This window comes from Streptomyces sp. NPDC052301, assembly GCF_044593395.1.
Classification (GTDB): domain Bacteria; phylum Actinomycetota; class Actinomycetes; order Streptomycetales; family Streptomycetaceae; genus Streptomyces.
This window is the reverse complement of sequence record NZ_JBIUBE010000008.1, coordinates 399,271-422,657: the sequence shown is the minus strand read 5'-3', so window position 1 is coordinate 422,657 and position 23,387 is coordinate 399,271. Positions and strand designations below refer to the sequence as shown.

General features: G+C 71.8%; 24 protein-coding genes. 15 read left to right on the top strand and 9 right to left on the bottom strand.

Going from position 1 to position 23,387, the window contains the following annotated elements; genetic code table 11:
* Positions 1–47 precede the first annotated feature (47 nt).
* The 3 genes from ACIHEJ_RS24800 to ACIHEJ_RS24790 are packed head-to-tail and all read right to left on the bottom strand — an operon-like array spanning position 48 to position 2,246.
* Complete coding sequence (locus ACIHEJ_RS24800) at positions 48–386, bottom strand: DUF3817 domain-containing protein (RefSeq protein WP_400138823.1); 339 nt, start codon at positions 384–386, stop codon at positions 48–50.
* Between the two features lie 43 nt (positions 387–429).
* Positions 430–939 (bottom strand): MarR family transcriptional regulator, encoded by a 510-nt coding sequence (locus ACIHEJ_RS24795; RefSeq protein WP_351250160.1) that lies wholly within the window; start codon positions 937–939, stop codon positions 430–432.
* An 11-nt stretch (positions 940–950) separates the two neighbouring features.
* Complete coding sequence (locus ACIHEJ_RS24790; RefSeq protein ID WP_400138821.1) at positions 951–2,246, bottom strand: MFS transporter; 1,296 nt, start codon at positions 2,244–2,246, stop codon at positions 951–953.
* Positions 2,247–2,357: 111 nt separating this feature from the next.
* Here ACIHEJ_RS24790 and ACIHEJ_RS24785 point away from each other — a divergent pair, with 111 nt between their 5' ends.
* Complete coding sequence (locus ACIHEJ_RS24785; RefSeq protein WP_400138819.1) at positions 2,358–3,344, top strand: DUF5937 family protein; 987 nt, start codon at positions 2,358–2,360, stop codon at positions 3,342–3,344.
* A 20-nt stretch (positions 3,345–3,364) separates the two neighbouring features.
* On the opposite strand, the gene ACIHEJ_RS24780 is transcribed toward ACIHEJ_RS24785, so the two are convergent.
* Together ACIHEJ_RS24780 and ACIHEJ_RS24775 are read right to left on the bottom strand one after the other, a co-directional pair.
* The gene (locus tag ACIHEJ_RS24780; protein WP_400138817.1) at positions 3,365–3,661 is read right to left on the bottom strand and encodes an MTH1187 family thiamine-binding protein; all 297 of its coding nucleotides are present in this window, start codon (positions 3,659–3,661) and stop codon (positions 3,365–3,367) included.
* Entirely contained in the window at positions 3,658–4,008 is a 351-nt protein-coding gene (locus ACIHEJ_RS24775; RefSeq protein ID WP_400138815.1) for a DUF3817 domain-containing protein, read from the bottom strand. Before ACIHEJ_RS24775 ends, ACIHEJ_RS24780 begins: the two co-directional genes overlap by 4 nt.
* Positions 4,009–4,189: 181 nt before the next feature.
* Here ACIHEJ_RS24775 and ACIHEJ_RS24770 point away from each other — a divergent pair, with 181 nt between their 5' ends.
* The 4 genes from ACIHEJ_RS24770 (at position 4,190) to ACIHEJ_RS24755 (ending at position 6,859) form a co-directional block, all read left to right on the top strand.
* Positions 4,190–4,822 carry an AIM24 family protein gene (locus ACIHEJ_RS24770; protein WP_400138880.1) on the top strand — a complete coding sequence of 211 codons (633 nt, stop codon included), beginning with the start codon at positions 4,190–4,192 and terminating at the stop codon, positions 4,820–4,822.
* A 2-nt stretch (positions 4,823–4,824) separates the two neighbouring features.
* Positions 4,825–5,475 carry an AIM24 family protein gene (locus tag ACIHEJ_RS24765; RefSeq protein WP_400138813.1) on the top strand — a complete coding sequence of 217 codons (651 nt, stop codon included), beginning with the start codon at positions 4,825–4,827 and terminating at the stop codon, positions 5,473–5,475.
* Positions 5,476–5,528: 53 nt separating this feature from the next.
* Positions 5,529–6,290, top strand: a complete 762-nt coding sequence (locus ACIHEJ_RS24760; protein ID WP_400138879.1) for an AIM24 family protein — start codon at positions 5,529–5,531, stop codon at positions 6,288–6,290.
* Between the two features lie 92 nt (positions 6,291–6,382).
* Positions 6,383–6,859 carry a MarR family winged helix-turn-helix transcriptional regulator gene (locus ACIHEJ_RS24755; protein ID WP_400138811.1) on the top strand — a complete coding sequence of 159 codons (477 nt, stop codon included), beginning with the start codon at positions 6,383–6,385 and terminating at the stop codon, positions 6,857–6,859.
* 796 nt (positions 6,860–7,655) lie between these two features.
* Here ACIHEJ_RS24755 and meaB read toward each other — a convergent pair.
* Positions 7,656–8,612, bottom strand: coding sequence for a methylmalonyl Co-A mutase-associated GTPase MeaB (meaB, locus tag ACIHEJ_RS24750; RefSeq protein WP_400138809.1), 957 nt, complete (start codon positions 8,610–8,612; stop codon positions 7,656–7,658).
* 31 nt (positions 8,613–8,643) lie between these two features.
* Positions 8,644–9,843 (bottom strand): acetyl-CoA C-acetyltransferase, encoded by a 1,200-nt coding sequence (locus ACIHEJ_RS24745; RefSeq protein ID WP_400138807.1) that lies wholly within the window; start codon positions 9,841–9,843, stop codon positions 8,644–8,646.
* 149 nt (positions 9,844–9,992) lie between these two features.
* Between ACIHEJ_RS24745 and mce the strand changes: the two genes are divergently transcribed.
* From mce to ACIHEJ_RS24705, 8 genes are all read left to right on the top strand, one after another.
* Positions 9,993–10,433 carry a methylmalonyl-CoA epimerase gene (gene mce, locus ACIHEJ_RS24740; RefSeq protein WP_400138805.1) on the top strand — a complete coding sequence of 147 codons (441 nt, stop codon included), beginning with the start codon at positions 9,993–9,995 and terminating at the stop codon, positions 10,431–10,433.
* Between the two features lie 206 nt (positions 10,434–10,639).
* Positions 10,640–14,587 carry a polarized growth protein Scy gene (gene scy, locus ACIHEJ_RS24735; RefSeq protein ID WP_400138803.1) on the top strand — a complete coding sequence of 1,316 codons (3,948 nt, stop codon included), beginning with the start codon at positions 10,640–10,642 and terminating at the stop codon, positions 14,585–14,587.
* A 184-nt stretch (positions 14,588–14,771) separates the two neighbouring features.
* Positions 14,772–15,707, top strand: coding sequence for a cellulose-binding protein (locus ACIHEJ_RS24730; protein ID WP_400138801.1), 936 nt, complete (start codon positions 14,772–14,774; stop codon positions 15,705–15,707).
* A gap of 143 nt (positions 15,708–15,850) precedes the next feature.
* The gene (locus ACIHEJ_RS24725) at positions 15,851–16,114 is read left to right on the top strand and encodes a DUF3253 domain-containing protein (protein ID WP_400138799.1); all 264 of its coding nucleotides are present in this window, start codon (positions 15,851–15,853) and stop codon (positions 16,112–16,114) included.
* Positions 16,115–16,274: 160 nt separating this feature from the next.
* A complete protein-coding gene (locus ACIHEJ_RS24720) occupies positions 16,275–17,228 on the top strand; it encodes an ABC transporter ATP-binding protein (RefSeq protein ID WP_400138797.1) in 954 nt (317 codons plus the stop codon).
* 3 nt (positions 17,229–17,231) lie between these two features.
* Positions 17,232–18,002 (top strand): ABC transporter permease, encoded by a 771-nt coding sequence (locus tag ACIHEJ_RS24715; protein WP_400138795.1) that lies wholly within the window; start codon positions 17,232–17,234, stop codon positions 18,000–18,002.
* A gap of 101 nt (positions 18,003–18,103) precedes the next feature.
* On the top strand, positions 18,104–19,426 hold the full coding sequence (locus ACIHEJ_RS24710; protein ID WP_400138793.1) for an ABC transporter ATP-binding protein: 1,323 nt from the start codon (positions 18,104–18,106) through the stop codon (positions 19,424–19,426).
* Positions 19,423–20,307, top strand: a complete 885-nt coding sequence (locus ACIHEJ_RS24705; protein ID WP_400138792.1) for an ABC transporter permease — start codon at positions 19,423–19,425, stop codon at positions 20,305–20,307. Before ACIHEJ_RS24710 ends, ACIHEJ_RS24705 begins: the two co-directional genes overlap by 4 nt.
* A gap of 15 nt (positions 20,308–20,322) precedes the next feature.
* On the opposite strand, the gene ACIHEJ_RS24700 is transcribed toward ACIHEJ_RS24705, so the two are convergent.
* The gene (locus tag ACIHEJ_RS24700) at positions 20,323–20,655 is read right to left on the bottom strand and encodes an ATP/GTP-binding protein (RefSeq protein ID WP_400138791.1); all 333 of its coding nucleotides are present in this window, start codon (positions 20,653–20,655) and stop codon (positions 20,323–20,325) included.
* A gap of 222 nt (positions 20,656–20,877) precedes the next feature.
* Here ACIHEJ_RS24700 and ACIHEJ_RS24695 point away from each other — a divergent pair, with 222 nt between their 5' ends.
* On the top strand, positions 20,878–21,906 hold the full coding sequence (locus tag ACIHEJ_RS24695) for an LLM class flavin-dependent oxidoreductase (protein WP_400138789.1): 1,029 nt from the start codon (positions 20,878–20,880) through the stop codon (positions 21,904–21,906).
* 111 nt (positions 21,907–22,017) lie between these two features.
* Here ACIHEJ_RS24695 and ACIHEJ_RS24690 read toward each other — a convergent pair whose 3' ends face one another.
* Positions 22,018–22,410, bottom strand: coding sequence for an SCO5389 family protein (locus ACIHEJ_RS24690; protein ID WP_030339308.1), 393 nt, complete (start codon positions 22,408–22,410; stop codon positions 22,018–22,020).
* A 276-nt stretch (positions 22,411–22,686) separates the two neighbouring features.
* Here ACIHEJ_RS24690 and nucS point away from each other — a divergent pair, with 276 nt between their 5' ends.
* Positions 22,687–23,358, top strand: a complete 672-nt coding sequence (gene nucS, locus ACIHEJ_RS24685; RefSeq protein WP_400138786.1) for an endonuclease NucS — start codon at positions 22,687–22,689, stop codon at positions 23,356–23,358.
* The last annotated feature ends 29 nt before the right edge of the window (positions 23,359–23,387 follow it).

The window sequence follows — 23,387 nt, the reverse complement described above, 5'->3', positions numbered from 1 at the left end:
AATGTCGATGGCAGACCGCCGTACGGCGTCCGTACGGCGGTGGAGCCTCAGGCCTTGGCGACGGCCGGGGCCTGGTCGGCGGCCCTGGCGTCCAGCTCGTGGCTGATCTTCCGCTCGACGAAGAAGGCGGCGGTCGGGATCGTGCCCGCGAGCAGCACCCACAGCTGCTTGCCGACCGGCCATTTCGCCTTGGAGCCCAGGTCGAAGGCGAAGACCAGGTAGATCACGTAGAGCCAGCCGTGGGCGATGGCGACGACCCGGGTGAAGTCCGCCGCGCCGTCGATGTGGAGCCCGTACTTCGCGATCATGCTCAGGCACAGCAGCACCAGCAGGACACCGGTGGTGTAGGCCATGACGCGGTAGCGGGTCAGCACGCTCTTTTTCATGCCGATGAGCGTAACCACCCGTTCCGGCAGATCTTGGACCGGGTCAGTCCTCGTCGAAGTCGTGTGCCGCGATCCGCAGCGGACGCAGCATCGCGAAGATCTCCGCGCACTCCTCCGCGTCGTACACCCCGAGCCCGAAGTCCATGGCCATCAGGTCCCGGGTGGCCGCGTCGACCACCTCGCGGCCCTTGTCGGTGATGACGGCGAGCGTGCCGCGCCCGTCGTTGGGGTTGGGCCGCTTGGCGACCAGCCCGGACCGCACCAGCCGGTCCACGGTGTTCGTCACCGAGGTGGGGTGCACCATCAGCCGCTCCCCGATCTTGGACATGGGCAGCTCACCGGCCTTGGAGAAGGTGAGTAGCACCAGTGCCTCGTAGCGGGCGAACGTCAGCCCGTACGGCTTGACCACCGCGTCCACCTCGGCGAGCAGGATCTGCTGGGCCCGCATGATCGAGGTGATCGCGGCCATGGACGGCACGTTTCCCCAGCGCTGCTTCCAGAGCTCGTCGGCGCGTGCGATGGGGTCGAACGGGAGGCTGAGAGGCTTGGGCACGTCATGAGACCCTACCGGCCGGTCATATGCCGGTCAGCCCCGTCTCGGCTTTCGGTCACCGGGTCGCTTCCGCGCGGCTTCCCGGTCGCGGGGCGGCTCTCCCGCGGCCTCCCGGTCGCCCGGGCCGCGAGCGCGAGCCCGCAGCAGCACAGCGTGCCCAGGAACCCGGCGCCCACGACGGCCGTACGCACCCCGGTGACCTGGGCCGCCGCCCCCGCCAGCGCCATGCCCACGCCCTGGACGGTCATCAGCCCCGCGGTCAGCACGGTCATGGCCCGCCCCCGCAGCTCCTCCGGCACCGCCCGCACGAACCACTGGTCCAGGCCCAGCGTGTACGCCGAGCAAGCCCCGGACACGAGCAGGAGCAGCAGCGACGCGGGGAGGCCGGGGCGCAGGGCGTAGCCGAGGTACGGCAGCACGATCAGACAGAGCAGGGGGAGCGCGATGCGTTCGCGGGCGGCGGGCCCGAGCCGGGCCCCGGCGAACAGCTCGCCGGCCACCGTGCCGACGGGCAGGGCGCACATCAGCAGGCCGAGACCGGTGGAGCCGCCGCCGAGCCGGTCGGCGTACGGCGCGGCCAGCGCCTCGGGGACGACGGCGAACGCGGCCGGGACCCAGAACAGCAACAGCAGGACGCGGATGCGCCGGTCGGCGAACAGCTGCCGGAGGCCGGCCGGGGCGTCCGCGCGGTCCCGGGCGCGGGCGGGCCGGTGCCGGGTGCCCCAGCGCAGCAGGGTGGCCGAGGCGAGGAAGGTGCAGACGGTGATCAGCAGGGCGTGGCGCGGGGTGACGGCCGTCAGGAGCAGCCCGCCGAGGCCGTAGCCGACGAGCAGGGCGCTCTGGGCGACGATCCGCAGCAGGGAGCGGCCGAGCACGAACAGGTCCCCGTCGCCGAGCACGTCGGCGAGGGTGGCCATGCGGGTGCCGGCGAACACCGGCGAGACGACGGCGAGGCCGGCGCGCAGGGCCAGCAGGACGCCCATGCCCGTGCCGGGAACCGTCATCAGCGCCACACAGCCCGCGCACACCAGGTCGCAGCAGACCAGCACCCGCCGGGCCGGGAAGCGGTCGGCGACCGGGCTGAGCAGAGTGCCGCCGACGGCGTACGGCAGGAAGCCCAGCGCGAAGGTGAGCGCGCTGAGCAGGGGTGAGCCGGTGAGGTCGTAGACGAGCACGGACAGCGCGATCTCGCTGACGATCACGCCGAGCATGGACATCAGGTGGGCGGCGAAGACGGCCCGGAACTCGGGCACGGCGAAGAGGCGGCCGTAACCGGCGGACGCCGGGACCTTGGGCGGTGCGGACATGCCAGGCAGCGTGCCCGTGGTCGGACGGTGGGCCGTAGAGTTTCGGCTCCAGCCGAATCTTCGCCGGTCTCCGGCCGGTCTCCTGTTCCGCAGGTCTTCCGGGAGGTGCGCATGCCGTCGCGTCTGCGCTTCGGTGACGACGACTTCCTGCGCTGCCGGTTCGCCGTCTCGCCGATCTGGGAGACGCAGGAGGCGGTGCGCACCCTGAAACGGCCGGACCGGCACGGGTATCACGTGCCATGGCTGCGGCGGATCCGGGACGCGGCGACGACGCTGGACCTGACGCCGCTGTGGCTGCTGATGCCGCGGCGGGGGCACTCGCCGGACTGGCTGGGTCCGCCGCCGATCGGGCCGGCCGCGACCTTCGAGGAGGAGATCGCGGCCGTGCGGGCGTCGGACCCGGAGGCGGCCCGCGAGGACACCGCCCAGTCGCTGGCCTGCACGCCGGGGGCGCTGGAGTCGGAGCACGGGCGGGCGTGGCTGGCGGACCCGGCGCGGATGGTGCGGGAGCTGGCGGACGCCATGGAGGAGGCGTGGCGGGTGCTGGTCGAGCCGGAGTGGCACCGGCTGCGGGCCCTGCTGGAGGCGGACGTGGCCTACCACTCGCGGCGGCTGGCCGAGGTGGGCCTCGGCACCCTGCTGCCGGAGCTGGACCGGCGGCTGTCCTGGGACGGCCGGACGCTGACGCTCGCGCTGGGGATCGAGTACGTGCGCGACCTCGGCGGCCAGGGTCTGGTGCTGATGCCGAGCGTGTTCTCGTGGCCCGAGGTGATCACCGGCTTCGAGCCCCCGTGGCAGCCGACGGTGGTCTACCCGGCCCGGGGCATCGCCGGTCTGTGGACCGAGCCGGGCGCCAGGACTCCGGAGCCGCTGGTACGGCTGCTGGGCCGCAACCGGGCGACGGTGCTGGCCGCGCTGGACGAGCCGGCGACCACGACGGCACTGGCGCACCGCCTGGCCCTCGCCCCGTCCTCGGTCTCGGCCCACCTGACGGTCCTGCGCGAGGCGGGCCTGCTCACGGCCCGCCGGTACGGCCACCAGGTGCTGTACGAGAGGACACCGCTGGGTATGGCGCTGACGGCGGGGCAGCCGACCTGAGGGACCGCCCGGCCGGACGGCTACCGCGCCAGATGCCGCTCGACCGTCTCCACCTTGGAGGTGAGCCCGTCGCTCACGCCGGGGCGGATGTCCGCCTTGAGGACGAGGGACACGCGCGGCGCACGCTTCTCCACCGCGGCGACGGCACGCTTGACGACGTCCATGACCTCGTCCCAGGACTCGCCCTCGATCGAGGTGAACATCGCGTCGGTGCGGTGGGGCAGGCCGGACTCGCGGACCACGCGGACGGCGTCGGCGACGTACTCCCCCACGTCCTCGCCGACGCCGAGGGGAGTCACGGAGAAGGCGACGATCATGCGTTCACGACCCCTTCCTTACGGGCGCGGGCCGCGATGACCGCGTCCTCGGCCTCGCGGCGCAGCGTGCGCTCGATGACGAAGCCGCCGCCGGGAATGATCGAGTACGCGAAGTAGAGCGCGGCCTTGCCCTTGGCCCACTTGGTCCGGTTCCAGGCGTCCGCCCAGAAGAGCACGTAGAGGATGAACAGCACGCCGTGGATCGGACCCAGCACCCGGGCCACGTCGACGCTCGGGTCGATCACGTATTTGATGAAGGTGCAGGCCGCGAGGATGATCCAGGAGATGCCCTCCGGCACGGAGATCAGGCGCAGGCGGCGGATGGCGGAGGCTGTCTTGAGGTCCACGGGTCACCTTCGGTGGGAGAGTCGCTGACGGCGCGATCGGTGTGTGATCCGCTTTGTGAACGGAAGCACAAACGCCCCGCCATTGTGGCAAACGATGCCCGTAGGGGTCTGCTCAGGGTCGCTCTCCACCCACGGACCCTGTTCGGTCCACCCGCTGCGCCGCTACTTTCGCTGCGTGGCGATGTTCCGACTCCAGGGCAGCAAGGTGCTCGCCGTCGACATGACCGGGGACGCCGTGAAGGCGAAGAACGGCTCGATGGTCGCGTACGACGGGCAGATGGCCTTCAAGAAGCTGAGCGGCGGCGGCGAGGGGCTGCGCGGGATGGTGACCCGGCGGCTCACCGGTGAGCAGATGACGGTGATGGAGGTGAAGGGGCAGGGGACCTGCTGGTTCGCGGACCGGGCGTCCGAGATCAACCTGGTCGCCCTCCGGGGGGACAAGCTCTACGTCGAGTCGAGCAACCTGCTCGCGACGGACGCGGGGCTGAGAACGGGCACGACGTTCACCGGGCTGCGCGGCGCCTCGCAGGGCAACGGGCTGTTCACGACGACGGTCGAGGGGCACGGGCAGGCGGCGATCATGTCCGACGGGCCGGCGGTGGTGCTCAGGGTCAGCCCGCAGTACCCGCTGATCGTCGACCCGGGTGCCTACATCGCCCACCAGGGAGATGTCCGGCAGTCCTTCCAGTCCGGTGTGACGTTCCGCACCTTCTTCGGGGAGGGCGGTGGTGAGGCCTTCCAGATCCGCTTCGAGGGGGACGGACTGGTCTACGTGCAGCCGAGCGAGCGGAACACGATCGCGGGGGATCTGTAGGGATGGCGTTCCGGGAGATCAATTCCAAAATGGTCGAGGCGGCCGTGGTGCCGGGGCAGCGGCTGTTCAGTCAGCGGGGGGCCATGCTCGCCTACCGGGGGGACGTGTCCTTCACGCCCAGCGTCCAGGGCGGTCAGGGCGGGCTGATGTCCATGATCGGGCGCCGGGTGGCGGGCGAGGCGACCCCGCTGATGACCGTCGAGGGCAGCGGCACCGTCTTCTTCGGGCACGGCGGCCATCACATCCATGTCATCGAGCTCTCCGGCGACACCCTCTACGTGGAGGCCGACCGCCTGCTCGCCTTCGAGGGCACGCTGCGGCAGGGCACGATGTTCATGGGCTCGCAGGGCGGGGTCATGGGCCTGGTCCGGGGCCAGGTCACCGGGCAGGGGCTGTTCACCACCACGCTCCAGGGCCACGGCTCCGTCGCCGTGATGGCGCACGGCGGCGTCTTCGAGATCCCGATCACCGCCCAGCGGCCGGTCCATGTCGACCCCCAGGCCTACGTCGCCCACCACGGCGACGTCCGCAACCGGCTGTCCAGCGCGCTCGGCTGGCGGGACATGGTGGGCCGCGGCTCCGGCGAGGCCTTCCAGCTCGAGCTGAGCGGCAGCGGCACGGTGTACGTCCAGGCGTCGGAGGAGAAGCTGTGAGCGCGTACGCAGGCACCTACGGAGCGCCGGGCGGCCCGGTGGTGCACGACCCGATGACCCTGCCCGCCGACGACAACGTGAACAAGTACACGTTCTGCGTGGAGCTCAAGGGCGGGGAGTGGTTCCTGCAGAAGGGGAAGATGATCGCCTACTACGGGGCGATCGAGTTCAACGGCATCGGGCACGGCCGACTCGACCGACTTGTCCGTACCTCGTTCCATTCGCCACTGCACGCGAGCGACTGGGTCGTGGCGGCCGGCTCGGGCAAGATGCTGCTCGCCGACCGGGCCTTCGACGTCAATTCCTATGACCTGGACGACGGGAACTTGACCATTCGCGCGGGCAATCTGCTCGCTTTTCAGCCAAGTCTCGCGCTGAAGCAATCGATCGTGCCGGGTTTTCTGACCCTTATCGGAACCGGAAAGTTTGTGGCCGCATCTAACGGTCCGGTGGTGTTCATGGAACCTCCGATCCGGGTCGACCCTCAGGCGCTCGTCGGGTGGGCCGACTGCCCGTCACCGTGCCATCACTACGACCACGGGTACCTGACGGGTGTACTGGGCGGTCTACGTGCGATGACGGGCCTCGGCGGGGTCTCCGGGGAGGAGCACCAGTTCGAGTTCGTGGGCGCCGGGACCGTACTGCTGCAGTCGACGGAGACCCTGATGGCCGAGCCGGACACGGGGACGATTCCGGCGGAGCCGGGGGTGCCGGGCGGTGGCGGAACGAGACCGTTCGGACACGGTCCGCAATCGTCGGGCGCACCGCGCCTTCCCGGACAGCTGGGAGACCTCCAGCGTCGCTTCGGGCTGTGAGCGGTAGTCTGCGGAGTGTGACATCGAACGCGTGCGCACAGTCACACCATCCGAAGTAGTTCGCCATTCAACTTCTTAGGTAGACTTCATTCATGGAGACCGAGACGGCCACGCGCTGGCTGACCGATGCGGAGCAGTGCGCCTGGCGCACCCACCTGGAGGTCAACAGGCTGTTGACGTACCAGCTCGAGAAGGATCTGCAGCCGTTCGGCCTGACTATGAACGACTACGAGATCCTCGTTAACTTGTCCGAGTCGGAGGACTTCCGGATGCGGATGAGCGACCTCGCTTCCGCGACCCTGCAGTCCAAGAGCCGGCTCTCGCACCAGATCACGCGGATGGAGAACGCGAACCTGGTGCGCCGCGAGAACTGCGAGTCGGACCGGCGCGGGCTGTACGCCGTGCTGACCGATCACGGCATGGAGACGATGCAGAAGGTCGCGCCGCACCACGTGGCATCGGTGCGGCGGCACTTCATCGATCTGTTGTCGCCGGAGGCTCTGACAGAGCTGGACAAGGCGCTGAAGCCGATCGCCGAGCACCTGAGAGGGCAGCGGGGACGCCCCTGAGCCTGATGTGCCGGCGCCTCGGAGGCGCCGGCACCGCGGCTGCCCGGCGGCGCGGGGAACCGCGCGACCAGCCACCGACGACCCGCTCAGCAGGATGCCGGAGGCCGGCGGCGCGAAACCGAGCAGGGCGCCGACGAGGACCCGGCCGGAGACGTACAGCAGTTCCTCGACGACGCCGTCCAGGCTGTGGGCGCGGGCCGACATGCCCGGCTCGGAGCCAGTTCGGCCCACAGGGCGCGCACGGTCGGGCCCAGCGGCGGCGCACAGGCCCCGGCGAGGGCCACCGCGGCGGCGAGGGCCACCGGTGGCGCCCCGGGACCCCAGGTCAGCGCGGCCAGGGCGCACAGCAGGGCGCCGTGGAGGGCCGCCATGGGCAGCAGCGCGCGGCGGGGCCGTGGAGGTCGATCGGCGAGGCCCTGACCGGCTCAGGAAGACCGTCGTGGCCCCGAACAGGGACATCACGGTGCCGGCGACGGCATAGGACCCGGTGGCCCGGGTGACGGACAGCAGCACGGCGAGCGAGACCGTGCCGTAGGACAGCCGTGCGGTCAGGGCGGAGGCGAAGGTGCGGCGCGCGTGCGGCAGGCGCAGGACGGCGGCGTACGAGGGCCGCCCAGGGGCATGCGTGGACATGCGGAATGCGTGGACATGCGGAATGTTCCTCTGGGTGAGGCGGAAGAGGGGACACCGAAGGACGCGAGGGCCTGTCGTCGGCCTCGCGTCCGGTGTGCGCTCTCCGCCATGGAGAGGAACATGCCGGTCGAACTAGCGGCGTGCGCGCCGGTCCGGCGAGCCCTCAGCCCTCCACAAGGCCCGTGACCAGTTCGTCCGCCGCCCGGTACGGGTCGAGCCCGCCGGCGACGATCCGCTCCGCGAGCGCGCTGAGGCGGCGGTCGCCGTGCAGGTCGCCGATGCGCTCGCGCAGCGCCGTGACCGCGATGGTCTCCACCTCGCGGGCCGCCCGGGCCCGGCGGCGCTCGGCGAGGACGCCGCGCTCCTCCATCCAGGCGCGGTGCTTCTCCAGCGCCTCCACGACCTCGTCGACGCCTTCGGCGCGGGCCGCGACCGTCTTCACGATCGGCGGGCGCCAGTCGCCCGGGCCGCGGGACTCGCCGAGGCCCAGCATGTGGTTGAGCTCGCGGGCCGTGGCGTCGGCGCCGTCCCGGTCGGCCTTGTTGACGACGTACACGTCGCCGATCTCCAGGATGCCCGCCTTGGCCGCCTGGATGCCGTCGCCCATGCCGGGGGCCAGCAGGACGACGGAGGTGTCGGCCTGCGAGGCGATCTCGACCTCCGACTGGCCCACGCCGACGGTCTCCACCAGGACCACGTCGCAGCCCGCCGCGTCGAGGACGCGGATGGCCTGGGGCGCCGCCCAGGCGAGGCCGCCCAGGTGTCCCCGGGTGGCCATCGAACGGATGTAGACGCCGGGGTCGGAGGCATGGTCCGACATGCGGACCCGGTCGCCGAGCAGGGCGCCCCCCGAGAAGGGGGACGACGGGTCGACGGCCAGGACGCCGACCCGTTTGCCCTGTTTGCGATACGCGGTGACGAGCGCGGAGGTGGAGGTCGACTTGCCGACGCCCGGCGAGCCCGTCAGACCGACCACATAGGCGTTGCCGGTCAGCGGGGCCAGCGCCGCCATAACCTCCCTGAGCTGCGGTGACGCCCCCTCCACGAGGGAGATCAGCCGGGCCACGGCCCGCGGCCGGCCTTCCCTGGCCTGGTCCACCAGAGAGGAGACGTCCTGCATCACAGCTCCGTTCGCTCGCGAAAAGTAGGGTTCAGGCCTTCGGTACCCGCACGATCAGGGCGTCACCCTGGCCGCCGCCACCGCACAGCGCGGCCGCGCCGACCCCGCCGCCGCGCCGCTTGAGCTCGAGCGCCAAGTGGAGCACGAGACGCGCGCCGGACATGCCGATCGGGTGGCCCAGCGCGATGGCACCGCCGTTCACGTTCACCTTTTCGGTGGACACGCCGAGGTCCTTCATCGACTGCACGGCGACCGCCGCGAAGGCCTCGTTGATCTCGATGAGGTCCAGGTCGGAGACCTCCAGGCCGTCCTTCTTCAGGGCGTGCCGGATGGCGTTGGACGGCTGGGACTGCAGGCTGTTGTCCGGGCCGGCCACATTGCCGTGCGCGCCGATCTCGGCGAGCCACTCCAGGCCCAGTTCCTCGGCCTTGGCCTTGCTCATGACGACCACGGCCGCGGCGCCGTCGGAGATCTGCGAGGAGGAGCCGGCGGTGATCGTGCCGTCCTTGGCGAAGGCCGGACGGAGCTTGCCCAGGGACTCGGCGGTGGTGTCGCCGCGGATGCCCTCGTCCTTGCTGAACAGCACCGGGTCGCCCTTGCGCTGCGGGATCTCCACCGGGGTGATCTCGGCCTCGAACAGGCCGTTCTTCTGCGCGGCGGCGGCCCGCTGGTGGGACAGGGCCGCGATCTCGTCCTGCTCGGCACGGTTGATGCCGAGGCGGGTGTTGTGCTTCTCCGTGGACTCGCCCATGGCGATGCCCTCGAAGGAGTCGGTCAGGCCGTCGTGGGCCATCGCGTCGAGCATCTGCACCGCGCCGTACTTGAAGCCGTCGCGGGACTTCGGCAGCAGGTGCGGGGCGTTGGTCATGGACTCCTGCCCGCCCGCCACGACGATGTCGAACTCACCGGCGCGGATCAGCTGGTCGGCCAGCGCGATGGCGTCGAGGCCGGACAGACACACCTTGTTGATGGTGAGCGCCGGGACGCTCATCGGGATGCCGGCCTTGACCGCCGCCTGGCGCGCCGGGATCTGGCCCGCGCCGGCCTGCAGCACCTGGCCCATGATCACGTACTGCACCTGGTCGCCGCCGATCCCCGCACGGTCGAGGGCGGCCTTGATCGCGAAGCCGCCGAGGTCGGCTCCGGAGAAGGACTTGAGGGAGCCCAGGAGTCGCCCCATGGGCGTACGCGCGCCCGCGACGATCACCGAGCTGTTCGTTCCAGAAGGCATGAGCTGCGATCCCCTTACCGGCCTGCCCAGGCCGAGGAGTGAACGAGGGTTTACTTCGAATGTACTGATGGCACTCCGTGCCGTCATCGGCCCGTCGGTGTGATCGCGCGCACGTTGCGTAACCATCGGATGAGCGCTGCACTGAATCCATGCTGACGCGAATCGACCACATCGGGATCGCCTGCCACGACCTCGACGCCACCGTCGAGTTCTACCGGACCACGTACGGCTTCGAGGTGTTCCACACCGAGGTCAACGAGGAGCAGGGCGTGCGCGAGGCCATGCTCAAGATCAACGAGACCTCGGACGGCGGCGCCTCCTACCTCCAGCTGCTGGAACCGACCCGCGAGGACTCCACCGTCGCCAAGTGGCTCGCGAAGAACGGCGAGGGCGTCCACCACATCGCCTTCGGTACGGCGGATGTGGACGCCGAGTCCGCGGACATCCGCGAGAAGGGCGTACGCGTCCTGTACGACGAGCCTCGGCGCGGTTCCATGGGGTCGCGGATCACCTTCCTGCACCCCAAGGATTGCCACGGAGTCCTGACAGAACTGGTCACTTCGGCCCCTGTTGAGTCGCCCGAGCACTGACCCCCGTACATAAGGGCCGGTAGGGTTGGGGGCGGTCGTCCCCGAATCAGGGACGACCGCATGCCGGGGTCCGGGTTTCGGGGGACGAGCGTCGGGGCAGCAGCCCGTGCTCCGCCGTTGATCTGACACCATTCCCCGGGGGCCCCGTTCGGCCGATGGACGGAGCTCGTTGGAGAAGCTGACCAGGGGACGGATGGGACCGCGCAGTGCGGGGCTACGAGAGCCAGGAGCGAGAGCCGGCGGCTGACGTCGACCACCTCTCTCGGTTCGAGGCCGAGATGAAGCGGCTGAAGACCGAGCGGGAAAAGGCGATCCAGCACGCCGAGGACCTCGGCTACCAGGTCGAGGTGCTGCGCGCCAAGCTGCACGAGGCGCGCCGCACCCTGATGACCCGGCCCGCCTTCGACGGCGGTGACATCGGCTATCAGGCCGAGCAGTTGCTCCGTAATGCCCAGGTGCAGGCCGATCAGCTGCGCCAGGACGCCGAGCGCGAGCTGAGCCAGGCCCGGGCGCAGACCCAGCGCATCCTGCAGGAGCACGCCGAGCAGGCCGCCCGGCTCCAGGCGGAGCTGCACCAGGAGGCGGTCACCCGGCGCCAGCAGCTGGACCAGGAGCTGGCCGAGCGCCGCGCCACCGTCGAGTCGCACGTCAACGAGAACGTGGCCTGGGCGGAGCAGCTGCGCGCCCGCACCGAGCAGCAGGCCCGCCGGCTGCTGGACGAGTCCCGCGCGGAGGCCGAGCAGGCCATGGCCGCGGCCCGCGCGGAGGCCGAGCGGCTGACCCGGGAGGCCCGGGAGCGGCTGCGGGCCGATGCCGAGTCCGCCCGCGCCGAGGCCGAGCAGCTGCTGCGCCGTGCCCGCACGGACGCCGAGCGGCTGCTGAACGCCGCCTCCACGCAGGCGCAGGAGGCCACCGAGCACGCCGAGCAGCTGCGCACGTCGACGGCCAGCGAGTCGGACGCCGCGCGCCGGCAGGCCGCCGAGCTGAGCCGGGCCGCCGAGGAGCGGATGACGGCGGCCGAGGAGGCGCTGCGCAAGGCGCAGGCCGAGGCCGAGAAGGTGCAGACGGAGGCCAAGGAGGCCGCCGCCAAGGCCCTCGCGAGCGCCGAGGCGGCGGGCGAGGCACGGACCCGGACCGCCAAGGAGCAGGTCGCCCGGCTGGTGGAAGAGGCCACCAAGGAGGCCGAGAACACCAGGACCGAGGCCGAGCAGCTGGTCGCGGACGCCCGCACCGAGGCCGAGCGGATCGTCACCGAGGCCTCCGAGAAGGCCCGCTCGATCACCGCCGAGGAGACGGCCACCCAGCTGTCCAAGGCGGCCAAGACCGCCGAGGACGTGCTGAACAAGGCGTCGGAGGACGCCCAGAAGACCACCCGGGCCGCCGCCGAGGAGGCCGAGCGGATCCGTTCGGAGGCCGAGGCCGAGGCGGACCGGCTGCGCGCCGAGGCGCACGACATCGCCGAGCAGCTCAAGGGCGCGGCGAAGGACGACACCAAGGAGTACCGCGCCAAGACGGTCGAGCTGCAGGAGGAGGCCCGCCGGCTGCGCGGCGAGGCCGAGCAGCTGCGCGCCGACGCGGTCGCCGAGGGCGAGTCGATCCGCGCCGAGGCCCGCCGCGAGGCGGTCGCGCAGATCGAGGAGGCGGCCAGGTCCGCCGAGGAGCTGCTGGCCAAGGCCAAGGCGGACGCCGACGAGCTGCGGCAGAAGGCCACGTCGGACAGCGAGAAGGTGCGCACCGAGGCCATCGAGCGGGCCACCGGCCTGCGCCGGCAGGCCGAGGAGACCCTGGACCGCACCCGCAAGGAGGCCGAGCGGCTGCGCGCCGAGGCCGACGAACGGGCCGAGGCGGTCCGGGCGGACGCCGAGAAGGCCGCGCGCGAGCTGCGCGAGGAGACCGAGAAGGCCGTCGAGGCCCGCCGGGCCGAAGCCGCCGAGGAGCTGACCCGCCTCCAGACGGACGCGCAGGACCGCCTCACGGCCGCCGAGCAGGCGCTGACCGACGCCCGCGAGGAGGCCGCCCGGATCCGCCGGGAGACCGCCGAGGAGAGCGAACGGCTGCGTGCGGAGGCCGCCGAGCGGATCCGTACGCTCCAGCAGCAGGCCGAGACCGAGGCCGAACGGCTGCGCGACGAGGCCGCGTCCGACGCGTCCGCGTCCCGCGCCGAGGGCGAGGCCATCGCCGTACGGCTGCGCAGTGAGGCCGCCGCCGAGGCGGAGCGGCTGAGGACCGAGGCGCAGGAGACCGCCGACCGGGTCCGCGCGGAGGCCCAGGCCGCCGCCGAGCGGCTCGGCACCGAGGCGTCCGAGACGCTGGCCGCCGCCCAGGAGGAGGCCGTCCGGCGCCGCCGCGAGGCCGAGGAGACCCTCGGTGCCGCGCGGGCCGAGGCCGACCAGGAGCGCGAGCGGGCCCGCGAGCAGAGCGAGGAGCTGCTGGCCTCCGCCCGCAAGCGGGTCGAGGAGGCGCAGGCCGAGGCGGTCCGGCTGGTCGAGGAGGCCGACCGGCGCGCCGGCGAGATGGTCTCCGCCGCCGAGCAGCACGCCCAGCAGGTGCGGGACTCCGTCGCCGGGCTGCACGAGCAGGCGCAGGAGGAGATCGCCGGGCTGCGCTCGGCCGCCGAGCACGCGGCGGACCGTACGAGGCGGGAGGCCGAGGAGGAGGCGGACCGGGTCCGCGCCGACGCCTACGCCGAGCGGGAGCGGGCGAGCGAGGACGCCTCGCGGATCCGGCGCGAGGCCAACGAGGAGACCGAGGCCGCCAAGGCGCTGGCCGAGCGGACCGTCGGCGAGGCCATCGCGGAGGCCGAGCGGCTGCGTTCGGACGCCTCCGAGTACGCCCAGCGGGTGCGCACGGAGGCCTCCGACGCGCTCGCCGAGGCCGACCAGGCAGCCGCCCGCACCCGGGCCGACGCCCGCGAGGACGCCAACCGCATCCGCTCCGACGCCGCGACCCAGGCGGACACCCTCATCACCGAGGCCCGTAACGAGGCCGAGCGGCTGCAGACCGAGACGGCCGCGGAGGCCGACCGGGTGCGCACCGAGGCGCTCACCGAGGCGGAGCGGCTCCAGACGGAGACCGTCGCCGAGGCCGAGCGGGTGCGCACGGAGTCCCTCGCCGAGGCGGACCGGGTCCGCGCGGAGGCTCTGGCGGCCGCCGAGCAGCTCGTCGGGGAGGCCACCGGCGACGCCGAACGGCTGCGTGCCGAGGCCGCCGAGACCGTGGGCTCGGCCCAGCAGCACGCCGAGCGGATGCGGTCCGACGCCGAGCGGCTCAAGGCGGACGCGGAGGCGGAGGCCGAACGGCTCGTCACCTCCGCGCGCGAGGAGGCCGAGCGGACCCTGGACGAGGCCCGCAAGGAGGCCAACAAGCGGCGCTCGGAGGCGGCCGAGCAGGTCGACACGCTCATCACGGAGACCACGGCCGAGGCCGACAAGCTGCTCACCGAGGCACAGGCACAGGCGCTGAAGACCACGGCGGACGCCGAGGCGCAGGCCGACACGATGGTCGGCGCGGCCCGTGCCGAGGCCGAGCGGATCGTCTCCGAGGCGACGATCGAGGGCAACTCCTCGGTGGAGAAGGCCCGTACGGACGCCGACGAGCTGCTGGTCGGCGCCCGCCGGGACGCGACGGCGATCCGGGAGCGCGCGGAGGAGCTGCGCGAGCGGATCACCACCGAGATCGAGGAGCTGCACGAGCGGGCCCGCCGCGAGGCCGCCGAGACGATGAAGTCCACCGGTGACCGGTGCGACGCGCTGATCAAGGCCGCCGAGGAGCAGCTGGCCAAGGCGCAGGCGAAGGCCAAGGAGGTCCTCTCGGACGCCGACTCCGAGGCGGGCAAGGTCCGGATCGCCGCCGTCAAGAAGGCCGAGGGGCTGCTGAAGGAGGCCGAGCAGAAGAAGGCCTCCCTGATCAAGGAGGCCGAGGAGCTGAAGGCCGAGGCGATCCGGGAGGCCCGGCGCACGGTCGAGGAGGGCAAGCGCGAGCTGGAGGTCCTGGTGCGCCGGCGCGAGGACATCAACGCCGAGATCTCCCGGGTCCAGGACGTGCTGGAGGCGCTGGAGTCCTTCGAGGCCCCCGGCGCCGGCAAGGACGGCGGAGTCAAGGCGGGCGCGACCGTGGGCGCCCCCCGATCGGGTGGCAAGTCGTCGGACGGCTAGCGAGCGGGCGGCGTTCCGGGGTCTTCTGGGGGGCTTTGCCCGAGTAATTGGCAAGCCGTCCGCCGGTCAGCCACTCAAAAGAGGTGCCATTCTCCAGATCAAAACCGTATCCGCTCGATGACACACCGCTTCGGCCCCTAGGATTCCCCTTATCACCTCACCGGTCTCTTTCGACAGGAACCCCATGAGCGACACTTCCCCCTACGGCTTCGAGCTTGTGCGGCGTGGGTACGACCGCGCTCAGGTGGACGAACGTATCTCCAAGCTCGTCTCCGACCGTGACAGCGCCCTCACCCGGATCACCGCCCTGGAGAAGCGCATCGAGGAGTTGCACCTCGAAACGCAGAACGCCCAGGCACAGGTCACCGACGCGGAGCCGTCGTACGCGGGTCTCGGCGCGCGGGTCGAGAAGATCCTGCGCCTGGCCGAGGAAGAGGCCAAGGAGCTGCGTGAGGAGGCCCGGCGGGCGGCCGAGCAGCACCGCGACCTCGCCGAGTCGGCGGCCCAGCAGGTTCGCAACGACGCCGAGGCGTACGCGGCCGAGCGCAAGTCCAAGGCCGAGGACGAGGGCGTCCGGATCGTCGAGAAGGCCAAGGGCGAGGCCTCCCAGCTGCGTGCCGAGGCGCAGAAGGACGCGCAGTCCAAGCGCGAGGAGGCGGACGCCCTCTTCGAGGAGACCCGCGCCAAGGCCGCGCAGGCCGCCGCCGACTTCGAGACGAACCTCGCCAAGCGCCGCGAGCAGTCCGAGCGCGACCTGGCCTCGCGTCAGCAGAAGGCCGAGAAGCGCCTCGCCGAGATCGAGCACCGCGCCGAGCAGCTCCGCCTGGAGGCGGAGAAGCTGCGCACGGACGCCGAGCGCCGCGCCCGCCAGACGGTGGAGACGGCCCAGCGCCAGGCCGAGGACATCGTCGCCGACGCCAACGCCAAGGCCGACCGCATCCGTTCGGAATCCGAGCGCGAGCTCGCCGCGCTGACCAACCGCCGCGACTCGATCAACGCCCAGCTGACGAACGTCCGCGAGATGCTGGCGACGCTGACCGGTGCGGCTGTGGCTGCCGCGGGTACGACGGGCGAGGACGAGCCCATCTCCCGGGGCGTCCCGGCGCAGCAGTCCCGCTAGGTTCCGCTGGTCGAACGACGCCGAGAGGGGCGGTGGGCCTGGTCCCACCGCCCCCCTTCGTGTGTACGGACGCGAACGCCGAGGAACCCGTCCGCGCGGGCCGTCCCCTGCGTCCGGAGCGCCGGCCCGGGAAGGTGGTCCGTATGTCCGTCACCGGCCGGTCCCTCGAAGACGCCATCCTCGATCTGCTCGACCGGAGGGCGCCGGGCGCTTCCGTCTGTCCCTCGGACGTGGCCCGGGCGGTGCACCGGCGTGCGGACGAGGGCTGGCGAGAGCTGATGGAACCCGTGCGCCGGGCCGCGGCCCGGCTCGCGGCCGGAGGTCAGGTGGAGATCACCCGGCGGGGCACTCCCGTCGACCCCGCCGAAGCCCACGGCCCCATCCGTATCCGCCGCCCGGCCCACTGATCCCTCCCCCGCCAGGGCCTCGCCCCGACGCCCCCCACCGCCGCCCCCTGCCCGCCGGTCCCTCCCAAGGCCTGGCCCTGCCCGGCGGCCCCCGTACGGTCGTACCCCGAGCCGACCGCCCCGAGTGGCAGACGCCGTCGGGCGGTCCTAGCGTGGCCGCATGATCGAGCTGGAGGGGCTGACCAAGCGGTACGGCGAGAAGGTGGCGGTCGACGGCCTCACCTTCTCCGTGCGGCCCGGCGTCGTGACCGGGTTCCTCGGGCCCAACGGGGCCGGGAAGTCCACCACCATGCGGATGATCCTCGGGCTCGACCATCCCACCGCCGGTGACGTCCGGATCGACGGCAGGCACTACGACCAGCTGAAGGACCCGCTGACGTACGTGGGGGCCCTGCTGGACGCCAAGGCCGTGCACGGCGGCCGGAGCGCCTACAACCACCTGCTCTGTCTCGCGCAGAGCAACGGGATCCCGCCCCGCCGGGTGGACGAAGTGCTGGAGACCGTCGGCCTCACCACCGTGGCACGGAAGAAGGCCAAGGGATTCTCGTACGGCATGGGGCAGCGGCTCGGGATCGCCGGGGCGCTGCTGGGTGATCCGCGGATCCTGATGTTCGACGAGCCGGTCAACGGGCTCGACCCGGAGGGCATCCACTGGATCCGGAACCTGATGAAGTCGCTGGCCGCGCAGGGGCGGACCGTGTTCGTCTCCAGCCATCTCATGAGCGAGATGGCACTGACCGCCGACCACCTGGTGGTCATCGGACAGGGGCGGCTGCTGTCGGACACCTCCATGGCCGACTTCATCCGGCAGAACGCGCGGTCGTACGTGCGGATCCGCACCCCGCAGCGGGAGCGGTTCCTGGACGTGCTGCACGCGGACGGCATCACCGTCGTCGAGACCGGCGGCGGGTCGCTGGAGGTGGAGGGCGGCAAGGCCGAGCACATCGGTGAGCTGGCCGCACGGAACGGGATCGTGCTGCACGAGCTGAGCCCGCAGCAGGCCTCGCTGGAGGAGGCGTTCATGCAGCTGACGGCGGAGTCGGTGGAGTACCACGCCCACGCCGGGCCCGCGCCGGACCGGCAGGACTGGGGCGCCGGCTGGAAGGAGGCCTGAGGGATGGCTGCCGTGCAGGTGATCCGGTCCGAGTGGACCAAGATCCGGTCCGTGGCGTCCACCGTCTGGACGCTGTCGCTGGCGGTGGTCGTCACCATCGCCCTGGGCACGCTCCTGTCCGCGCTGACGAGGCGCCAGTTCGGCGACATGCCCCTGCGGGAGCGGCTCACCTTCGACCCCACGGTCGTCAGCTTCGCCGGCATGACCCTCGGCCAGCTCGCGCTGATCGTGTTCGGGGTGCTGGTCGTCTCGAACGAGTACAGCACCGGCATGATCCGGGTCTCGCTGGCCGCCGTACCGCGGCGCGCCACCTTCCTCTTCACCAAGATCGCCGTGGCCGGCGCGCTCGCCCTGGTCGTCGGCATGGCCACGAGCTTCGCCACGTTCTTCCTCGGGCAGGCGATGCTCGGCTCCCTCGGGGCCCGGATCGGTGATCCCGGTGTGCTGCGCGCGGTGATCGGCGGCGGCCTCTACATGACGCTCATCGCGATGTTCTCCATGGGCGTCGCCGCGATGCTGCGCTCGCCGATGCTCTCGCTCGGCATCCTGATGCCGTTCTTCTTCCTGATCTCCAACATCCTCGGCAACGTCGACGCGACGAAGCGGATCGGCCGGTACCTGCCCGACCAGGCCGGCAGCCGCATCATGCAGGTGGTGCCGGGGCTCGGCGACGACACCCCGTACGGCCCCTGGGGCGGGCTCGGGATCATGGCCCTGTGGGTGGCCGCGGCGCTCGCCGGCGGTTACGCGGTGCTCAGGAAGCGGGACGCATAGCTTTACTTCCTCTTGGGCGGAACCGTCAGCGCCTCGATATCCTCCTAACCCTTACGGGGGCGTGTGCCCCGCTGTCCTGAACCTTTCGATGGGTGCGGAGCATGATCGAGGCTGTCGGCCTGACCAAGCGCTACGGCGACAAGACCGCCGTGTACAACCTTTCCTTCCACGTGCGGCCGGGTGCCGTCACCGGCTTCCTCGGGCCGAACGGCTCGGGCAAGTCGACGACCATGCGGATGATCCTGGGGTTGGACAACCCCACGTCCGGCTCGGTCACCATCGGCGGCTACCCGTACCGCAAGCTGCCCAACGCCCCCCGCCAGGTCGGCGCGCTGCTCGACGCCAAGGCCGTGCACGGCGGCCGGAGCGCCCGGAACCACCTGCTGAGCCTCGCCCAGCTGTCGGGCATCCCGGCCCGGCGCGTGGACGAGGTGCTCGGCGTGGTCGGCCTGCAGGACGTGGCGAAGAAGCGGTCCAAGGGCTTCTCGCTCGGCATGGGCCAGCGCCTCGGCATCGCCGCCGCACTGCTCGGCGACCCGCAGGTGCTGCTGTTCGACGAGCCGGTCAACGGTCTCGACCCCGAGGGCATCCTCTGGGTCCGCAACCTGATGAGGGCGCTCGCGGCCGAGGGCCGTACGGTCTTCGTCTCCTCGCACCTGATGAGCGAGATGGCGCTGACCGCCGACCACCTCATCGTCATCGGGCGCGGCCAGCTGCTCGCCGACATGAGCGTGAAGGACTTCATCTCGGCCAACTCCGCCGACTTCGCGCGCGTGCGCGTCCCGGAGACCGAGCCGCAGCTGCGCGAGAAGCTGTCCTCCGCGCTCACCGAGGCGGGCGGTCACGTCCTGCCGGAGCAGGACGGCGCGCTGCGGGTGACCGGGCTGCCGCTGCCCCGCATCAGCGACCTCGCGCACGACGCGGGCATCCGGCTGTGGGAGCTGTCGCCGCACCAGGCCTCGCTGGAGGAGGCGTACATGCGGATGACGCAGGGCGCCGTCGACTACCGCTCCACCGTCGACCAGAAGGCGGGCCTGCAGCTGCCGCTGCCGGCCGGCGCCCAGCCGCCCGTGCCGGTGCCCGGTCAGGGCCAGCCCGGCTGGTACGCCCCGCCGCCGCCCCAGCAGGGCGGGCAGCCGTTCGCGATGCCGCAGGCGCCCGCGGGGCCGTACGGCGGTGCCCCGCAGGCAGGCCCGTACGGCGCCCAGGCCGCCTCCGGTGCCCCTGCGGCTCCGGGTGCGCACGCCGCGCCGGGCGCCGCCAACCCGTACGCCCAGCAGGCTCCCGCCGCCCCGCAGGCTGCCCCTGCTCCGCAGGCACCGGCGGCTCCGGCCGCCCCGCAGCACGCGCCCGCCGCCGCTCCCCCGGCCCCGGCCGCCACTTCCGCCCCCGCCGACCTGACCAAGCCCGAGGACGCCCGATGAGCACCCACCAGCCCCCGATGCCGCAGGCACCGGCCGCGCCCGACTGGCAGGCGGCGCCCGGCGGTTCGTACCCCGGCTACACCTCGCCGATCCCGGTCGTGCGCACCCACCTCGGGCACGCGCTGGCCTCCGAGTGGACGAAGATCAAGTCGGTGCGGTCGACGATGTGGACCCTCGGCGTGTTCGTGTTCCTGGTCTTCGGCATCGGCCTGCTCGCCAGCTCGGTGGTCAAGGCCCACAGCTCCTCGGAGAGCATGTCCGGCCAGACCCCGCTCCAGCTCGGCTTCTTCGGCCTGCTCCTCGGCAGCATGTGCATCATCACGCTCGGCGTGCTCACCACGGCCTCCGAGTACGGCACCGGCATGATCCGTACCACGATGACCGCGTGCCCGAGCCGGGCGCGGGTGCTCGCCGCCAAGTCGATCGTGTTCTTCGCGCTGGCCTTCGCGGTCACGCTGGTCACGTCCGGCCTGGTGGCCATGGTCCAGGTGTCCATGCTGGACGGGGTCGGCGGCGCCGAGACACCGTCGGGCGGCGAGTGGATGAAGGCGACCGTCGGGATCAGCCTCTACATCGCGCTGCTCGGACTGTTCTCGCTGGTCATCGGCTCGATCATCCGGCACTCCGCGGGCGCCATCACCATCATGATCGGCGCGGTGCTGGCCCCGCTGGTGATCGCCCTGTTCATGGCCTCGGAGTCGCTGTCGAAGGTGCGGGAGTGGCTGCTGGAGTACTCCATCCCGAGCCAGATGAGCGTCTTCTACGACAACACGCTCTCCCACTCCGGCCCCACGGGCTGGGACCCGCTGTGGATCATGCTCGGCCTGACGGCCGCCGCGTACGCCGGTGCCTTCGCGCTCCTGCAGAAGCGGGACGTGTAGCCGCTCGGCGGCCGCTCAGAACCTCGGCGCGTTACGGGACCGCTGCACCCGCGTGGTGCGGCGGTCCTTCGCGTTCCAGCACGCCTTGTGCCAGTGCCGGCGGTCGTCGACGCCCGCGTGCTCCGGCCAGGCCACCACGTGCGGGACACCGGAGGGGATCATCTGGTCGCAGCCCGGGCAGCGGTAGGTCTTGCCCTGCGCGCTTGCCCCGGCGACGTGGCGCACGCTCCACTCCTCGCCCTGCCAGGCCTCGGTCGACTGCCAGCCACCGTACCGGCCGGCACGATCGGCCTCGGCGCTCCGGTCCGACGATCCGGCTGCCTTCGGTCGGTTGCGGCGCGGGGACACGGGGCACCTCTCGGGTCTCTACAGGGAGCACGGGCTGCTTCCAGCCTACGCGCCGCCGGGAGGGGTAGGCGTAGGGAACCAACCCGCACAAGTCGCCCTCGAGGGCGCCCCATTCTGCAGACAATCCGCAAATCTCTCCGCCAGGCCGTGTCCTGGGCACGTGTCAGACGGTTATGCGGGGTGGGGGAGCTCCGGGTCGGAGCCGAGGAAGCAGGAAATGCGATGTACCTAGGAAGTTTTGTGCTGGCCGCCCAGTTCCCGGGCCAGGGCCCCGCGGAGGCCCTGCACCGGGCGGTCCGCTCGGCCGAGGTCGCCGAGGAGGCCGGACTGGACTCGGCGTGGCTGGCCGAGCACCACTTCGTGCCGTACGGCACCTGTCCGTCGGCGGTCACCCTGGCCGCCCTTCTGCTCGGCCGCACCCGCCGCCTCCGGGTGGGTACGGCGGTCAGCGTACTGCCCACGGCGCACCCGGTCGCCCTCGGCGAGCAGGCCGCGCTGCTGCACCTGACGAGCGGCGGGCGGTTCACGCTGGGTGTGGGGCGCGGCGGGCCGTGGGTGGACCTGGAGGTGTTCGGCGCGGGACTGGAGGCTTACGAACACGGATTCCCGGAGTCACTCGATCTGCTGCTGCGCTGGCTGCGCGAGCCGTCCGTGGCCGCCGACGGCGAGCGGTTCTCGTTCCGCGAAGTGCCCGTCGTACCCCGCCCGTCGGAGGCGCTGACGGACGCCCCGGGACCCGAGGTCGTCGTCGCCTGCACCTCCCCGGCGAGCGTGCGGCTGGCCGCCGAGCGCGGGCTGCCGATGCTGCTCGGGATGCATGTCGGGGACGAGGAGAAGGCCGAGATGGTCGCCCTGTGGCGGCGGCACGCCCGCGCGGCGGGCCGGCCGGCCGAGGAGATCGTGGGCGCCGCCCATGTCTCGGCCGGGGTCTGCCAGCTCGCCGACCGGCGCACGGACGCGGTGGAGACCCTGATGAAGGCGATGCCGGGCTGGTTCAAACAGGGCCTGGAGGCCCATGTGACGGTCGACGGCCGGACGCGGTCGATGCGCGACCCGCACGCCTACACCGAACTGCTCTGCGGGCTGCACCCGGTCGGCACCCCGCGACTGGCGGCCGACCGGCTCGCGGCCACCTCCGAGCGCACCGGCATCACCCGCTTCGCCCTGCTCACGGAGGGCTCGGGCGATCTCGCCGCCACGGAGGAGAACCTGCGGCGCCTGGGCGCGGAGGTACTGCCCCAGGTGTGTTGATCCGCCGCGGCGGCAAGCCGCCTGAGGGGCTTGCCGCCCCAGTACTGGATGCACCTCCCCCGGGTGGAGCGGCAAGCAAGCGGCTCATCGGCAGCACCGACGGGCAGCGCGTCAGCAGTCCCGGAGCTCCGGCGACTGGTTCAGCAACTGACTGCGCACCGACGTGAAGCGGGCCAACGTCTCGTCCACCGAGGCGTCCGGCGGGAACACCGCCACCCGGTGGCAGTTCTGGAAGGCCAGCCGCACGCCGAAGTGCCGCTGCAGCGCGCCGCGGATGGCGTCACTCGCCAGCGCACGCAGCAGCTGACCACGTGCCTGCTCGTCGGGCGGAGGCGTCTGGTTGTCGGCGAAGGGGCCGCCGTCGACCTTCAGCTGGGCCACCAGGGAGCTGATCATCTCCCATGCGTAGGGCAGGGAGGTCCGGACGCAGTCGACGAATGCTGCTTCGTCGACCTCGCCTCGCTCGGCCTGTTCGAGTAGGGCCGGTGAGACGTCGAGCGACATGGGTTCTCCTCTCGCACCCCCGAAGAGCAGGGGTTGCCGGACAGATAGGGGAGTTCGCGATTTCGAACACGCTCCGTACAGGGACCGCAACCTCCCGTTCTCTACGGTAGGCAACGGTCGGTGACCACACCAGCAGAATGCGTATATGGAACGGTCCCGTTACGCCCACAATCGGCCAGGGATGAACAAGAGTTTCCAGGGACAATTGGGGCGATCCCCGGGGAGCGGGACGGGCGAATCGCGCGCACCGCGGCGCGTCGAGTAGCGTTGCCGACCATGCGTCTCGTCATTGCCCGATGCTCGGTCGACTACGCCGGCCGGCTCACCGCCCACCTGCCCTCGGCGCCGCGCCTGATCCTGGTCAAGGCGGACGGCAGCGTCTCCATCCACGCCGACGACCGGGCCTACAAGCCCCTCAACTGGATGTCTCCGCCCTGCACGCTGAAGGAGGGCACGGGCGAGGACGAGGGCGTCTGGACCGTCGTCAACAAAGCGGGCGAGAAACTGATCATCACGATGGAGGAGATCCTCCACGACTCCTCGCACGAACTGGGCGTGGATCCCGGGCTGATCAAGGACGGCGTGGAAGCGCACCTCCAGGAGCTGCTCGCCGACCGCATCGAGACGCTCGGCGACGGATACACCCTCATCCGCCGCGAGTACATGACCGCGATCGGGCCGGTGGACATCCTGTGCCGGGACGCCGACGGCGGGACGGTGGCGGTCGAGATCAAGCGCCGGGGCGAGATCGACGGCGTCGAGCAACTCACCCGCTACCTGGAGCTGTTGAACCGAGACCCGCACCTGGCCCCGGTCCGCGGCGTCTTCGCGGCCCAGGAGATCAAGCCCCAGGCCCGCGTCCTCGCCACGGACCGGGGCATCAACTGCCAGGTCCTGGACTACGACGCGCTGCGCGGCATCGAGGACGACAAGCTGCGCCTGTTCTGAGCCTTCCCCATCGCTTCGGCGCCCCGCTC

Bases quoted from the DNA above. Each gene is read 5' to 3' on its own strand.
- ACIHEJ_RS24800 (WP_400138823.1), bottom strand. From the start codon at position 386: ATGAAAAAGAGCGTGCTGACCCGCTACCGCGTCATGGCCTACACCACC.
- ACIHEJ_RS24790 (WP_400138821.1), bottom strand. From the start codon at position 2,246: ATGTCCGCACCGCCCAAGGTCCCGGCGTCCGCCGGTTACGGCCGCCTC.
- ACIHEJ_RS24785 (WP_400138819.1), top strand. From the start codon at position 2,358: ATGCCGTCGCGTCTGCGCTTCGGTGACGACGACTTCCTGCGCTGCCGG.
- ACIHEJ_RS24780 (WP_400138817.1), bottom strand. From the start codon at position 3,661: ATGATCGTCGCCTTCTCCGTGACTCCCCTCGGCGTCGGCGAGGACGTG.
- ACIHEJ_RS24770 (WP_400138880.1), top strand. From the start codon at position 4,190: ATGTTCCGACTCCAGGGCAGCAAGGTGCTCGCCGTCGACATGACCGGG.
- ACIHEJ_RS24765 (WP_400138813.1), top strand. From the start codon at position 4,825: ATGGCGTTCCGGGAGATCAATTCCAAAATGGTCGAGGCGGCCGTGGTG.
- ACIHEJ_RS24760 (WP_400138879.1), top strand. From the start codon at position 5,529: ATGACCCTGCCCGCCGACGACAACGTGAACAAGTACACGTTCTGCGTG.
- ACIHEJ_RS24755 (WP_400138811.1), top strand. From the start codon at position 6,383: ATGGAGACCGAGACGGCCACGCGCTGGCTGACCGATGCGGAGCAGTGC.
- meaB (WP_400138809.1), bottom strand. From the start codon at position 8,612: ATGCAGGACGTCTCCTCTCTGGTGGACCAGGCCAGGGAAGGCCGGCCG.
- ACIHEJ_RS24745 (WP_400138807.1), bottom strand. From the start codon at position 9,843: ATGCCTTCTGGAACGAACAGCTCGGTGATCGTCGCGGGCGCGCGTACG.
- mce (WP_400138805.1), top strand. From the start codon at position 9,993: ATGCTGACGCGAATCGACCACATCGGGATCGCCTGCCACGACCTCGAC.
- ACIHEJ_RS24730 (WP_400138801.1), top strand. From the start codon at position 14,772: ATGAGCGACACTTCCCCCTACGGCTTCGAGCTTGTGCGGCGTGGGTAC.
- ACIHEJ_RS24725 (WP_400138799.1), top strand. From the start codon at position 15,851: ATGTCCGTCACCGGCCGGTCCCTCGAAGACGCCATCCTCGATCTGCTC.
- ACIHEJ_RS24720 (WP_400138797.1), top strand. From the start codon at position 16,275: ATGATCGAGCTGGAGGGGCTGACCAAGCGGTACGGCGAGAAGGTGGCG.
- ACIHEJ_RS24715 (WP_400138795.1), top strand. From the start codon at position 17,232: ATGGCTGCCGTGCAGGTGATCCGGTCCGAGTGGACCAAGATCCGGTCC.
- ACIHEJ_RS24710 (WP_400138793.1), top strand. From the start codon at position 18,104: ATGATCGAGGCTGTCGGCCTGACCAAGCGCTACGGCGACAAGACCGCC.
- ACIHEJ_RS24705 (WP_400138792.1), top strand. From the start codon at position 19,423: ATGAGCACCCACCAGCCCCCGATGCCGCAGGCACCGGCCGCGCCCGAC.
- ACIHEJ_RS24695 (WP_400138789.1), top strand. From the start codon at position 20,878: ATGTACCTAGGAAGTTTTGTGCTGGCCGCCCAGTTCCCGGGCCAGGGC.
- ACIHEJ_RS24690 (WP_030339308.1), bottom strand. From the start codon at position 22,410: ATGTCGCTCGACGTCTCACCGGCCCTACTCGAACAGGCCGAGCGAGGC.
- nucS (WP_400138786.1), top strand. From the start codon at position 22,687: ATGCGTCTCGTCATTGCCCGATGCTCGGTCGACTACGCCGGCCGGCTC.